Origin of the sequence: Allobosea sp. CER48 (assembly GCF_044752385.1) — a bacterium.
Taxonomy (GTDB): Bacteria; Pseudomonadota; Alphaproteobacteria; order Rhizobiales; family Beijerinckiaceae; genus Allobosea.
The window spans coordinates 1-12,789 of the sequence record NZ_JBIWYK010000038.1 but is presented as its reverse complement, the minus strand read 5'-3'; the positions used below and the strand labels follow the sequence as shown (position 1 = coordinate 12,789).

The window sequence follows — 12,789 nt, the reverse complement described above, 5'->3', positions numbered from 1 at the left end:
CGCGATCGTCCCGACCACGATCGCGATCAGCGAGATTGCACAGAGGATCAGGAACGGCGTGAGGAACGGCACGGTGCCGCCCTGGGCCGCGTTTGCAGCCGAAACACCGAAGATCAGCACCGGCACCGTCAGCGGCGCGACCAGGATGGGTACGATCAGCCCGCCACGCCGCAGGCTCGCCGCCAGCGCCGCTCCGCCGGCGCCGATGAAGCTCAGCGCCGGCGTACCGACCACGAGCGTCGCGACAAGCGGCAGTACGCCCTCGCCCGGCAGCGCCACCAGCAGGCCGAGCAGGGGCGCGGCGAGCGCCAGCGGCAGGCCCGTCGTCAGCCAATGTGCCAGCCCCTTGGCCAACACCGCCAGTTCCAGCGGCAGGGCCGAGGCGCGGATCAGGTCGAGCGAACCATCCTCTTCATCGCTCTGGAACAACCGGTCGAGCCCGATCAGCACCGAGAGCAGCGCCCCCAGCCAGAGGATCGCGGGCCCGATCCGCGACAGCAGATTGAGATCCGGCCCCAGTGCGAAGGGCACGAGGACGACGAGCGTCAGGAAGAAGACGAGCGCCAGCTCGCCGCCGCCGCCGGCACGCGACGCGAGCGCCAGGTCGCGCCTGAGAATAGCGAGGAATGCGCGGCTCATGCGCCGATCCTGAATTCGCGGGCATTATCGAGGCCGAGCGGGCCATGCGTTGCCGCGAGGATGGCGCCACCGTTCGCGAGGTGTTCGCGCATCAATCCGGCGAGCATGGTCTGGGACGCGGTATCGAGCGCCGACATCGGTTCGTCGAGCAGCCAATAGGGCCGGCGCGAGACCAGCAGGCGCGCCAAGGCCACCCGCCGCCTCTGCCCGGCGGAGAGATAGCCGACCGGCAGCTCCGACGCGTGGGCGAGCCCGACCATCGCCAGCGCGCCTTCCGGCGTCAGGGCTGCGTCGCCCAGAATGGCCTGGGCGAAGGCGAGGTTCTCCCGCGCCGTCAGCGCCGTCTTGAGGCCGTCGCGATGGCCGACCAGATGCGCGACTTCGGCAAGCCGCGCCTCCTCGTCGCCGCCCTCGAGCCGGATGCTCCCGTGATCCGGCCGCAACCGGCCGCAGAGCATGGCGATCAGGCTCGACTTGCCGGCGCCATTGCGCCCGGTCAGCGCGATCGCCTCGCCAGCGTTCAGCACAAAGCTCAGCTTCTCGAAAATCAGCCGTCCGCCGCGACGACAGGCCAGATTCTCGACGAGAAGGCGCATTGGGAGGAATGAATTTTGCGTCAAGGCAGAGCTGCCGCCGATGCATGCGAGCACATTTCGTTCATCTAGCGCGCTTCTTGGAATTGCTCTATAGAACCCGCGGCTACGCCGCACGCCGATCCGGCGCGGGGCTCGGGCACTCCCGAGGCGGCGCGCGCGTCACGCGCATTAGGCCTTCGAACGGCTGCGTCCGCAAGGGCGTACCGGTCGCGACCGCAACCCCTTGATCAGGATCATGCCCGAATGGCCTCGCTCGACTCCTTCAAAGCCCGCAAGACGCTCGCCGTCGGCGGCAAGACCTACACCTATTATTCCCTCCCCGACGCCGAGAAGAACGGCCTTGCGGGCATCTCGAAGCTGCCCTTCTCGATGAAGGTGCTGCTCGAGAACCTGCTGCGCTTCGAGGATGGACGCTCGGTCACCAAGACCGACATCGAGAATTTCGTCGGCTGGCTCGACGACAAGGGCAAGGCCGGCAAGGAGATTGGCTTCCGCCCCGCCCGCGTGCTGATGCAGGACTTCACCGGCGTTCCGGCGGTCGTCGACCTCGCCGCGATGCGCGACGGCGTGAAGGCGCTCGGCGGCGACCCGCAGAAGATCAATCCGCTCGTGCCCGTCGACCTCGTGATCGACCACTCGGTCATCGTCGACGAGTTCGGCTCGCCGAAGGCCTTCGCCAAGAACGTCGAGCTCGAATACGAGCGCAACGAGGAGCGCTACAAGTTCCTCAAGTGGGGCCAGGGCGCCTTCGACAATTTCCGCGTCGTCCCGCCCGGCACGGGCATCTGCCACCAGGTCAATCTCGAATACCTCGCCCAGACCGTCTGGACCCGTAACGAGACCATCGACGGGCAGGAGGTCGAGGTCGCCTATCCCGACACGCTCGTCGGCACAGATTCGCACACCACCATGGTCAACGGCCTCGCCGTTCTCGGTTGGGGCGTCGGCGGCATCGAGGCCGAGGCCGCGATGCTCGGCCAGCCGCAATCGATGCTGCTGCCTGAGGTCATCGGCTTCAAGCTGACCGGCTCGCTCAAGGAAGGCATCACCGCCACCGACCTCGTGCTGACCGTCACCCAGATGCTGCGCAAGAAGGGCGTCGTCGGCAAGTTCGTCGAGTTCTTCGGCCCCGGCCTCTACAACCTGACTCTGGCCGACCGCGCCACGATCGCCAACATGGGCCCGGAATACGGCGCGACCTGCGGCTTCTTCCCGGTCGATGCCGAGACGCTGGACTACCTCACCACAACCGGTCGCAAGTCGGACCGCATCGCGCTGGTCGAGGCCTACAGCAAGGCTCAGGGCCTCTTCGCCACCCGCGAGACCGCCGATCCGGTCTTCACCGACACGCTCGAGCTCGATCTCTCGACGGTCCAGCCGTCGATGGCCGGCCCGAAGCGTCCGGAAGGCCGCGTCGACCTCTCCGCCGTCAAGGCCGGCTTCGCCGCCGCGATGGACACCGACTACAAGAAGGGCGGCGAACTCTCGCGCCGCGTGCAGGTCGAGGGCGAGGACTTCGATCTCGGCCATGGCGACGTCGTCATCGCCGCCATCACCTCCTGCACCAACACCTCGAACCCGTCGGTGCTGATGGCCGCCGGCCTGCTCGCCCGCAATGCCGTGGCGAAGGGCCTCAAGGTCAAGCCGTGGGTCAAGACCTCGCTGGCGCCCGGCTCGCAGGTCGTCGCCGAGTATCTCGCCAAAGCCGGCCTCCAGGCCGATCTCGACAAGCTCGGCTTCAACCTTGTCGGCTTCGGCTGCACCACCTGCATCGGCAACTCCGGCCCGCTGCCGGCGCCGATCTCGAAGACCATCAACGAGAAGGGCCTGATCGCGGGCGCCGTCATCTCCGGCAACCGCAACTTCGAAGGCCGCGTCTCGCCGGACGTGCAGGCGAACTACCTCGCCTCGCCGCCGCTGGTCGTCGCCTACGCGCTCGCCGGCTCGGTCCAGATGGACCTGACGACGCAGCCGCTCGGCCAGGGCTCTGACGGCAAGGACGTCTACCTGAAGGACATCTGGCCCTCCAGCAAGGAGATCCAGGACTTCATCCAGAAGAACGTCACCCGCGCCATCTTCGAGGCCAAGTACGCCGACGTCTTCAAGGGCGACGAGCATTGGCAGGCGGTCAATGCACCGACCTCCGAGACCTATGCCTGGGACGACGACTCGACCTATGTGCAGAACCCGCCCTACTTCCGCGGCATGGGCAAGAAGCCTGAGCCCATCACGGACATCAAGGGCGCCCGCATCCTCGGCCTGTTCGGCGACAAGATCACGACCGACCATATTTCCCCTGCCGGCTCGATCAAGGCGGCCTCTCCGGCTGGCGCCTATCTCACCGAGCACGGTGTCGCGGTGGCCGACTTCAACCAGTACGGCACGCGTCGCGGCAACCACGAGGTGATGATGCGTGGCACCTTCGCCAACATCCGCATCCGCAACCACATGCTGGGCCCGAACGGTCGCGAGGGTGGATACACCATCCACTACCCGTCCAAGGAAGAGCTGCCGATCTATGACGCCTCGATGCGCTACCAGCAGGAGAAGGTCCCGCTGGTGATCTTCGCCGGCGTCGAATACGGCAACGGCTCCTCGCGCGACTGGGCGGCCAAGGGCACGAACCTGCTCGGCGTCAAGGCCGTGATCGCCCAGAGCTTCGAGCGCATCCACCGCTCGAACCTGGTCGGCATGGGCGTGGTGCCCTTCACCCTCGCCGAGGGCACGAGCTGGGCTTCGCTCGATCTCAAGGGCGACGAGCTCGTCACCATCCACGGCCTGGCGAACGTCAAGCCGCGCCAGATGATGGAAGCTGAGATCACCTATGCAGACGGCACGGTGAAGAAGGTTCCGATCCTCTGCCGCATCGATACGCTGGACGAGATCGACTACTACAAGAACGCCGGCATCCTGCATTACGTCCTGCGCGGCCTCGCCGCCTGAGCCGGATCGACGGAACAAGACATGTCATGGCCGGCGCAAGCCGGCCATGATGCATTGAGAACCCGCCCCGGTTGTCCTCGCGCCCGTCGCAGTGTAAGGGGGCGGTTCAGTCATCCTCGGTGGCGACTAGGGGCAGGCGCAGGGCGAGTTCCCGCGCTCGGATGTCGTCCGCCATCACCGACAACAGACGGGAGCACCCGCAGCATGTCCGCCACGTTCGAGACGGTCGCCGGCATCATTTCCGAAACCTGCGATATTCCGCGGGAGAAGATCACCCCGCAGAGCCACGCGATCGAAGATCTCGGCATCGACTCCCTCGCCTTCCTCGACATCGCCTTCGCGATCGACAAGGCCTTCGGCATCAAGCTGCCGCTCGAGCAGTGGACGCAGGAAGTCAACGAGGGCAAGGCCCCGGCCGAGCAGTATTTCGTGCTCGAGAACCTCTGCAAGCGCATCGACGACCTCGTCGCCGCCAAGAAGGCGTGACACGAAGGCGTGACGACGCCGGCCGCAAGCCCGTCGGGCTTGAGCCCAAGCGCCGCTCCCGATAGAGCATAGGGGCCGTTGCGCGGATCGCCCGATCCGTGCTGCGGCCTTGCGCCGTTATGGCGCCCAGCAGATCAAGGATCGCATGCGTCTCGAATATTTCGACATGATCGACAGGGTCGTGACCTTCGATCCGTCGCAGAAGCGCATCGTCACGCGCTCCGTCGTCCCCGCCGAGAGCCCTGTCTTCGAGGGCCACTTTCCCGGTCATCCACTCGTGCCGGGCGTGCTCCTGACCGAGACGATGGCGCAGGCCTCGGGCTATCTCCTGCTCGGCCTCAACGGCCTGTCGCAGATGCCCTTCCTGATGACGGTCGACAAGGCGAGGTTCCGCACCTTCGTCGAGCCGAACACCGAGCTCGAAGCCAGCGCCGAGCTCGTGATCGAGGGCTCGGGCTATGCCGCGACCAAAGCGAAGCTGACCAGCAACGGCAAGCCTATCTGCGACGCCGAGCTGCGCTTCCGCCTCATGCCTTTCCCCGCCGATATGCGCGCGCTGATGCAGGGCCGCATCGAAGCCATCGGCCTCACGCCGGAGCCTGCGCCATGACCAGCGCCACCACTCGCCGCGAAGTGGTCATCACCGGCATCGGCATCGCATCGAGCCTTGGCGAGGGCGTCGAGGCTCACGCCGCGGCGCTCGCCGCCGGCGGCCCGCCGGTCGTCGATACCGAGAGCTTCAGGCCCTACCCGCTCCATCCGCTCGCGGCGCTGGAACTGGACAAGCAGATTCCGAAGAAGTCCGACCAGCGCCAGATGGAGCCGTGGCAGCGCCTCGGCGTCTATGCCGCGGGCCTCGCGCTCGATTCCGCCGGGATCAAGGACGATGCGGAGGCCAAGAGCGCTCTTCAAGTCATCGTCGCAGCAGGCGGCGGCGAGCGCGACCACGCCGTCGATTCGGCCATTCTCAGCGGCCTGCGCGGCGCCAACGAGCCCGGTTCGTTCCTCAACGAGCGGCTGATGGGAGATCTTCGTCCCACGCTCTTCCTTGCCCAGCTGTCCAATCTGCTCGCCGGCAATATCGCCATCGTCCATGGCGTCACGGGCCCGTCGCGGACCTTCATGGGAGAGGAGCAGGCTGGCGTGGACGCGATCCGCACCGCCCATGCCCGCATCGCCGCCGGCCAGTCGGACCTGATGCTCGTCGGCGGCGCCTACAATGCCGAGCGTCGGGACATGCTGCTGCTCTTCGAGCTCGGCGGCTATCTCCGTCGTGACAGCTTCGCGCCCGTTTTCGAGCGCGAGGATGCGCCCGGCCTGATCACCGGCAGTGCGGGCGCCTTCCTCGTGCTGGAATCGGCCGAGCGCGCCGCCGCGCGCGGCGCCCGCGTCTATGCGAAGCTCGGCCATGCCGCCGCTGCCCGCAGCCGCCGCGCGCCCGGCACCGTCGAATCCTCCCTGAGGCAACTTCTCGGCAGCCTCGGCCCGGTCGGTCCGGATAGCCTGGCCATCTCCGCGGCCACCGGCTGCGCCGGCATCACGGCCGAGGAGGCCGGAGCGCTGAAATCCGTCGTTCCTTCGGCCAGGCGTGTCGCCACCGGCGATCTCGTCGGCCATGGCGTCGAGGCCGCCTTCCCCGTTTCGGTGGCCTTGGCGGCGATCGCCCTGTCAGCCGGGCAGGCGAAGGAGGCGGTCGTCACCGGCGCCGGCCACTGGCGCGGCGAAGGTGCCGCCCATCTCGTCCAAGCGTGAGAGGTTGAAGCCATGACCACGCATCGTGATGCCAAGGGCCGCCCGCTCGTCGCCGTCACCGGCCTGGGCGTCGTCACCTCTCTCGGCCAGGGCAAGGATGCCAACTGGCAGGCGCTGACCGCCGGCAAGTCCGGCATCCACCGCATCGAACGCTTCCCGACGGAGGGGCTGAAGACCAGCATCGGCGGCACCGTCGATTTCCTGTTCGACGGCTCGTTCACCGCGCCGCAGCTTTCCGAGAAGCTCGCTACGCTGGCGGCCGAGGAGGCCGTGGGCCAGAGCGGCATCGGCACGCCCGGCGACTTCCCCGGAGAGCTCTTCATGGCGGTCCCGCCCGTCGAGATGGAATGGCCCCAGAAGCAGGAGATGGCCCAGACCATCGACGGCGAGGTCGACTATGACGGCCTGCTGCGCGCGGCCGCGACCGGCAGGTACCGCGCCATGCACGAGCTCTTCGTCTTCGGTGGCGTCGCCGACCATATCGCCGACCGCTTCGGCACCAGGGGCTCGCCGATCTCCCTATCGACCGCCTGCTCCTCGGGCGCGACAGCGATCCAGATGGGCGTCGAGGCGATCCGCCGCGGCGAGACGGCAGCCGCGCTCTGCATCGGCACCGACGGGTCGATCCACGCCGAGGCGCTGATCCGCTTCTCCCTGCTCTCGGCGCTCTCGACCCAGAACGACCCGCCTGAGGGCGCCGCCAAGCCATTCTCGAAGAACCGCGACGGCTTCGTCATGGGCGAGGGCGCAGGTGCGCTGGTGCTGGAGGACTATGACCACGCGCTGGCGCGCGGCGCGACCATCCTCGGCATCGTCGCAGGCTGCGGCGAGCGCGGCGACGGCTTCCACCGCACCCGTTCGAGCCCGGACGGCAAGCCCGCGATCCTCGCCATGCAGGACGCCTTGGCTGATGCCGGCCTGACCCCGGACGATGTCGACTACATCAACGCCCACGGCACCTCGACGCCCGAGAACGACAAGATGGAGGCGATGAGCTGCGCCGCCGTCTTCGGCGAGCGCATGGCCAGGCTGCCGATCTCCTCGAACAAGTCGATGATCGGCCACACGCTGACGGCGGCCGGCGCGGTGGAAGCCGTGATCTCCTTCCTCACCATCGCCAACGGCACCATCCCGCCGACGATCAACTACGCCAACCCCGATCCCGCCATCGCGATCGACGTGGTGCCCAACGAGGCCCGCAAGGCGAAGGTCAGAACCGTGCTCTCCAACTCCTTCGGCTTCGGCGGCCAGAACACCTGCCTCGTGCTGACGGCTCCTCCGGAGGCAGCATGACCAAGGTTCTCGTCACCGGCGGCGCCAAAGGCGTCGGCGCGGCCATCGTGCGCGCGCTCGCCACGGCTGGCCACGACGTCGCCTTCACCTTCCGCTCCTCCGCCGACCAGGCGAAGGCGCTGGCGGCGGAGATCGCGGCAAGCTGCCCCGGCCGCAGCATCGCGGCGCTGCCGCTCGATCTCTCCGACAAGGCCGCGCTCGACGCCTTCTGCGAGGAACGCGAGGGCGAGAGCTATTTCGGCTTCGTCCACAATGCCGGCCAGCCCTATGATTCGCTCGCCGCGATGATCGATCAGGCCAAGGCCGAAGCGGCGATGCAGGTCAATTTCTGGGCTTTCACCCGTCTCGCCAAGAGCCTGATGCGCAACATGATCCGTGCTCGAGCCGGCCGCATCGTCGCGATCGGTTCCGTTGCCGCGCTGCGCGGCAACCCGGGCAACGCGGCCTATGCCGCCTCGAAAGGCGCGCTGATCTCCTATGCCAAGACGCTGGCGGTGGAGACCGGCAAGCGCGGCATCACCGTCAACGTGATCGCTCCGGGCTTCGTCGACACCGACATGATGGCGCCCTACGCCGCCTATCGCGACAAGATGCAGGGTCAGATCCCGGCCGGCCGCTTCGCCAAGCCCGAGGAGGTTGCCGGCCTCGCCGCCTTCCTGATGAGCGAGCCTGCAGCCTATATCAGTGGCACCGTGCTGCCGATCGATGGCGGCCTGACCGCCCAGCTCGGCGTCCATCGCTGAGCAATTCTGTTCTGAAAGGTCGAAATCGATGCGTTCCCTTCAGCTCCACGGCGACCGCGACCTGCGCCTGGAAGAGATCGAGCCGCCACCGCCGCCCGCTCCCGGCGAGGTGCAGATCCGCATCAAGGCAGTGGCGCTGAATTATCTCGACCTCTGGGGCTTCCGCGGCATGGCCTTCGCCAAGCGCAAGATGCCGCAAGCGGCCGGCGTCGAAGCCGCAGGCGAGATCGTCTGCGTCGGCGAGGGCGTCGAGGGCTTCGCGCCGGGTGACGTCGTCACCGCCTACGGCGCCGATACCTGTGGCCAGTGCAAGGCCTGCCGCGAGGGCCGCGACAATCTCTGCGAGAACGTCGCCGGCATCATGGGCTTCCATATCGACGGCTTCGCCCGCGAACTGCTGAACCGCCCGGCGCGGCTGACGATCAAGGCGCCGAAGGGCGTCTCCTTCGAGGACGCCGCCTGCGCGCCGATCGGCTTCGGCACTGTCCAGCACATGCTGTTCGACAACGCCCGGCTGGAGCCGGGTGAATCGGTGCTCGTCCATGCCGGCGGCTCGGGCATCGGCACGGCCGCGATCCTAATGGCCAAGGCGATCGGCTGCACGGTCTACACCACCGTCGGCGACGACGAGAAGGGCGCCAAGGCCAAGGCGCTGGGAGCCGATCACGTCATCAACTACCGCGAGGACCGCTTCGAAGGCGTCGTCCGCAAGCTCACCGGGCGCAAGGGCGTCGACGTCGTCTTCGAGCATGTCGGCGCCGACACCTGGAACGGATCGCTGCTCTGCCTGAAGCGCGGCGGCAGGCTCGTCACCTGCGGCGCCACCTCCGGCCCTTCGGCCACGATCAACCTGATGCAGCTATTCCAGCAACAATACCGCATCACCGGCTCCTTCGGCTGCCGCATCGAGAACATCGCCCAGTCGCTGGAGAAGATGGCTGCGGGCATGAAACCGGTGATCGATTCGGTCTTCCCGCTCGCGGAATTCGAGAAGGGTCTCGCCCGCATCGAGGGCCGGCAGGTCTTCGGCAAGGTCGTCATCGCCTTCTGAACCGGCCAGCCTCCTGGCCCCAAGACTTGACGCGAGCGCGTTCCTGCCCCAGATCGCGCCTTTCAGGCCCGGTCTTGCTCTCGGCACGGGCGTTTGAGGCAGGACCGACCTTGAGACGTTTGAAGGCAATCGCCGCACGCATCGGCGCGGCGATGATGATCGGTGTGATCCGGACGCTGTTCGCGTTCCTGCGGCTGCTCGGCCCTGATCGCTCCAGCGATCTCGGCGGGTGGCTCCTGCGGACCGTCAGCCCGCTGATACCGGTCAATCGGGTCGCGCTCGCCAATATCCGCGCCGCCTTTCCCGATATGCCGGAGCCCGAGGTCAAGCGCATTGCCCGGGGCGCCTGGGAGAATCTCGGTCGCACCGCCGCCGAATACGCGCATCTGAAGACGCTGTTCGACTACGACTATTACAATCCCGACAAGCCCTCACGCGTCGAGGTCGAGGGGATCGAGCACTTCATCGCACTCAGGGAAGACGGCAATCCCGGCCTGATCTTCTCGACCCATCTCGCGAACTGGGAGCTCCCGGCGATCTGCGCGGCCACCTACGATCTCGAGACCACGGCCGTCTTCCGGGCTCCGAACGACCCGGCGATCGCCGCTGTCGTCCATGAGATTCGCTCCGGGGCGATGGGCGGCCTCGCAGCCGCCAAGCAGGGCGCGGCCTTCGCGATGCAGGGCGTGCTCGAGAAGGGCGGCCATCTCGGCATGCTCATCGACCAGCATTTCACGCGCGGCGTGGTGGTGCCCTTCATGGGCAGGCCGGCGCTGACCAATCCGATCATGGGCAAATTCGCCCGCCGCTTCGAATGCCCCGTCCATGGCGTGCGCGTGATCAGGTTGCCGAACCGTCGCTTCCGCATCGAGTTGACGCCTCCGCTCGACCTGCCGCGCGATGCCGCCGGCGAGATCGACGTGCAAGGGGCCATGGCGATGATGACCGCGGTCGTCGAAGGCTGGGTGCGCGAACACCCCGAACAATGGCTGTGGATGCACCGCCGCTGGCGCCCCAAGATGATCTCGGCCGCTGCGCTGGCGGATTTCGATCACGCCCGCGCGACCGTGCCCGTTTTCAAGGCAACGTGATTTCCCTCTTCGATGAATTGCTGGCTTTGGTAACCTCCGGAAAATAAGTCGCCTTCAAAGTCGAGATCATGCTCACCGTCCTGCGCCAATCCGCTGTGACTGCCGCCGTCCTTGCCTTCGGCGTGACGACGGCGCTTGCGCAGACGGCTGCGAAATCGCCCAAGGCGGTGCTCGAGCTTTTCACCAGCCAGGGTTGCTCGTCCTGCCCGCCGGCCGATGCCCTTGTCGTCGAGCTGGCCAAGGACCCGAACCTGATCGCGCTGACGCTGCCGGTGACCTATTGGGACTATCTCGGCTGGAAGGACACGCTCGGCAAGGATTCCTTCGCCAAGCGGCAGAAGCTCTATGCCAAGGCGCGCGGCGATGGCCAGGTCTACACCCCGCAGATCGTCGTCAGCGGCGTTTCCCACGCGATCGGCTCGGAGAAGGCGGAGGTCGAGAAGGCGGTGAGCCAGTTCGCCACCACCGGCTTCGCCGCGAAGCTGGCGCTGAAGGAGGAGAACGGCAACCTCCAGATCAGGATCTCGCCGGCCGCGGCTGCAAGCGAAGAGGCCGCCGGCGTCTGGGTTCTGCCCATCTCGCGCCAGGCGACCGTGCCGATCACCCGCGGCGAGAACCAGGGCAAGACGCTGACCTATGCCAATGTCGTGCGCGGCATGGTCCGCGTCGGCGACTGGAACGGGCAGGAGACGACCCTCACCGCCCCGCTTGCCGCGACGCAGGCGCCCGAGGCCGATGGCTATGTCGTCGTCATCCAGGCGGACCGGCCGGGCAAGCACGGCTACATGATGCCAGGTGCTATCCTGGCGGCGGCCAAGGGACCGGCGACGCGCTGAGCGTCGTGCCGGGGCGGCGGCCTCAGAGCAGGATGACCTTGTTCGACAGCTCGTCGACGTCGCCGGGAACCGGTGGGACATGCTGCGCCAGAACAGCGCCGACACCATCGATGGCCCTGATCAACCCTTCGGTCAACCGATCCTCGCGTGCGGCAGCCAGAAGCGGCTCGATGATGCCGCGCCAGGTATCCTGGTCCACCAGCCCGTCGATGCCGGTATCGGCGAGGATTTCGGCGTAGCGTTCCTGCAGCACGATATAGAGCAGCACGCCGGTGCGCCCCTTGGTCCGTGTCAGGCCGCGCGCAGTGAATTCCCGCAGCGCCGCCTCATGCGCGCGACGACGCTTGACGAATCCCGGCACGAAACGGCCGCCACGCCCGTACCAGAGCAACGCCCCCAGCAGGGAAACGGCGCAGAAGAGCTGGGTCATGAAGATCCGCTGCGCGCTCATCATCGTGAACGATAGCAGCGGCCACGGCACGAACAGGGCGAGCGCCAGCGCCATCACGACCGGCACGTTGCGGTAGCTCGACGCCGCCCGCTCGATCACCACCACGATTTCGCCCGCCGTCTGCATTTCGGCCCGGCGCACCGCTTCCGCGATCGCATCCCTGTCAGCGGCATCCATCACCAGTCTCCCGAAGCCCCGCCCCCGCCGGAGGAGCCGCCGCCGCCGGAATATCCTCCGCCCGAGCTCCAGCCGCCTCCGCCGCTCCATCCCGAGCCGCCGCTCCAGCCGGATCCGGAGCCGGTGCTCGGCGGCAGGATCACCCATTGCCCGTTCCGCAGCCGATGCCGACGGGCTCCGCCCTGCTGGCTCACGCCGCGCAGGAAGGCGACGATGAACAGGAAGATGAAGATCATCGCGATGACGACGGCGATGTCCTCGCCCATCGTGCTTTCGTCGGAGCGAACTTCGGCACGTCGCTGCCATTCCTCGGCATCCCCCGCCAGAATGGTCAGCATGGCGTCCACCCCGGCTTCGATACCGCCGGCGAAGTCGCCGCTCTTGAACTTCGGCGCGATGGCGGTCGTGATGATGACCTTGGAGAGAGCGTCGGTCAGCGCCCCCTCCAGCCCATAGCCGACCTCGATGCGAACCTTGCGCTCCTTCGGGGCGACGATCAGCAGCGCCCCGTTGTTCCTGGCCTTCTGGCCGAGCTGCCAGTGCCGGAACAGGCCATTGGCGAAATCCTCGATGGGCACGTCCTGCAGCGAGGGAACCGTCGCGACCACGACCTGGTCGGACGTCTTGTCCTCATATGCCTTGAGCTTGTCCTCGATCCGCTGGCGGACATCGGGGGCGAGCAGATTGGCCCCGTCGACGACCCGGCCGGTCAGGGCCGGGTAGGAGGGATC

The 12,789-nt window shown here is 67.3% G+C and carries 13 protein-coding genes; 9 read left to right on the top strand and 4 right to left on the bottom strand.

The features are described 5' to 3' along the window. A partial coding sequence (gene ccmB / locus ACIPIA_RS03085; protein ID WP_400506563.1) for a heme exporter protein CcmB occupies positions 1 to 639 on the bottom strand: 639 nt, incomplete at its 3' end. After that, a complete protein-coding gene (gene ccmA / locus ACIPIA_RS03080; protein ID WP_400506561.1) occupies positions 636 to 1,235 on the bottom strand; it encodes a heme ABC exporter ATP-binding protein CcmA in 600 nt (199 codons plus the stop codon). The genes ccmA and ccmB, both read right to left, overlap by 4 nt. Positions 1,236 to 1,478: 243 nt before the next feature. Here ccmA and acnA point away from each other — a divergent pair, with 243 nt between their 5' ends. The 9 genes from acnA to ACIPIA_RS03035 all read left to right on the top strand — a co-directional run bounded on the left by acnA (position 1,479) and on the right by ACIPIA_RS03035 (position 11,430). Continuing rightward, complete coding sequence (gene acnA, locus ACIPIA_RS03075) at positions 1,479 to 4,178, top strand: aconitate hydratase AcnA (protein ID WP_400506559.1); 2,700 nt, start codon at positions 1,479 to 1,481, stop codon at positions 4,176 to 4,178. A gap of 204 nt (positions 4,179 to 4,382) precedes the next feature. Further along, positions 4,383 to 4,664, top strand: a complete 282-nt coding sequence (locus ACIPIA_RS03070; protein ID WP_047580420.1) for an acyl carrier protein — start codon at positions 4,383 to 4,385, stop codon at positions 4,662 to 4,664. A 145-nt stretch (positions 4,665 to 4,809) separates the two neighbouring features. Beyond that, the gene (locus ACIPIA_RS03065) at positions 4,810 to 5,274 is read left to right on the top strand and encodes a 3-hydroxyacyl-ACP dehydratase FabZ family protein (RefSeq protein WP_400506556.1); all 465 of its coding nucleotides are present in this window, start codon (positions 4,810 to 4,812) and stop codon (positions 5,272 to 5,274) included. Further along, entirely contained in the window at positions 5,271 to 6,416 is a 1,146-nt protein-coding gene (locus ACIPIA_RS03060; protein WP_400506554.1) for a beta-ketoacyl-ACP synthase, read from the top strand. The genes ACIPIA_RS03065 and ACIPIA_RS03060 overlap by 4 nt, the downstream gene beginning before the upstream one ends. Before the next feature lie 12 nt (positions 6,417 to 6,428). Further along, positions 6,429 to 7,709, top strand: coding sequence for a beta-ketoacyl-ACP synthase (locus tag ACIPIA_RS03055; protein WP_400506552.1), 1,281 nt, complete (start codon positions 6,429 to 6,431; stop codon positions 7,707 to 7,709). Then, positions 7,706 to 8,452 carry an SDR family NAD(P)-dependent oxidoreductase gene (locus ACIPIA_RS03050; RefSeq protein ID WP_400506550.1) on the top strand — a complete coding sequence of 249 codons (747 nt, stop codon included), beginning with the start codon at positions 7,706 to 7,708 and terminating at the stop codon, positions 8,450 to 8,452. The genes ACIPIA_RS03055 and ACIPIA_RS03050 overlap by 4 nt, the downstream gene beginning before the upstream one ends. A gap of 28 nt (positions 8,453 to 8,480) precedes the next feature. Then, complete coding sequence (locus ACIPIA_RS03045) at positions 8,481 to 9,503, top strand: zinc-binding dehydrogenase (protein WP_400506548.1); 1,023 nt, start codon at positions 8,481 to 8,483, stop codon at positions 9,501 to 9,503. A 155-nt stretch (positions 9,504 to 9,658) separates the two neighbouring features. Further along, on the top strand, positions 9,659 to 10,594 hold the full coding sequence (locus ACIPIA_RS03040) for a lipid A biosynthesis lauroyl acyltransferase (RefSeq protein WP_400506565.1): 936 nt from the start codon (positions 9,659 to 9,661) through the stop codon (positions 10,592 to 10,594). Positions 10,595 to 10,662: 68 nt separating this feature from the next. After that, entirely contained in the window at positions 10,663 to 11,430 is a 768-nt protein-coding gene (locus tag ACIPIA_RS03035) for a DUF1223 domain-containing protein (RefSeq protein ID WP_400506546.1), read from the top strand. Between the two features lie 22 nt (positions 11,431 to 11,452). Here ACIPIA_RS03035 and ACIPIA_RS03030 read toward each other — a convergent pair whose 3' ends face one another. Together ACIPIA_RS03030 and ACIPIA_RS03025 are read right to left on the bottom strand one after the other, a co-directional pair. Beyond that, a complete protein-coding gene (locus ACIPIA_RS03030; protein ID WP_400506544.1) occupies positions 11,453 to 12,058 on the bottom strand; it encodes a TPM domain-containing protein in 606 nt (201 codons plus the stop codon). Further along, positions 12,058 to 12,789: TPM domain-containing protein (locus ACIPIA_RS03025; protein ID WP_400506542.1), on the bottom strand; the 732-nt coding region annotated here is incomplete at its 5' end. The genes ACIPIA_RS03030 and ACIPIA_RS03025, both read right to left, overlap by 1 nt.

Excerpts from the sequence above, each read along its gene's own strand:
- ccmA (WP_400506561.1), bottom strand. The coding sequence starts at position 1,235 with ATGCGCCTTCTCGTCGAGAATCTGGCCTGTCGTCGCGGCGGACGGCTG.
- acnA (WP_400506559.1), top strand. The coding sequence starts at position 1,479 with ATGGCCTCGCTCGACTCCTTCAAAGCCCGCAAGACGCTCGCCGTCGGC.
- ACIPIA_RS03070 (WP_047580420.1), top strand. The coding sequence starts at position 4,383 with ATGTCCGCCACGTTCGAGACGGTCGCCGGCATCATTTCCGAAACCTGC.
- ACIPIA_RS03065 (WP_400506556.1), top strand. The coding sequence starts at position 4,810 with ATGCGTCTCGAATATTTCGACATGATCGACAGGGTCGTGACCTTCGAT.
- ACIPIA_RS03060 (WP_400506554.1), top strand. The coding sequence starts at position 5,271 with ATGACCAGCGCCACCACTCGCCGCGAAGTGGTCATCACCGGCATCGGC.
- ACIPIA_RS03055 (WP_400506552.1), top strand. The coding sequence starts at position 6,429 with ATGACCACGCATCGTGATGCCAAGGGCCGCCCGCTCGTCGCCGTCACC.
- ACIPIA_RS03050 (WP_400506550.1), top strand. The coding sequence starts at position 7,706 with ATGACCAAGGTTCTCGTCACCGGCGGCGCCAAAGGCGTCGGCGCGGCC.
- ACIPIA_RS03045 (WP_400506548.1), top strand. The coding sequence starts at position 8,481 with ATGCGTTCCCTTCAGCTCCACGGCGACCGCGACCTGCGCCTGGAAGAG.
- ACIPIA_RS03040 (WP_400506565.1), top strand. The coding sequence starts at position 9,659 with ATGATCGGTGTGATCCGGACGCTGTTCGCGTTCCTGCGGCTGCTCGGC.
- ACIPIA_RS03035 (WP_400506546.1), top strand. The coding sequence starts at position 10,663 with ATGCTCACCGTCCTGCGCCAATCCGCTGTGACTGCCGCCGTCCTTGCC.
- ACIPIA_RS03030 (WP_400506544.1), bottom strand. The coding sequence starts at position 12,058 with ATGGATGCCGCTGACAGGGATGCGATCGCGGAAGCGGTGCGCCGGGCC.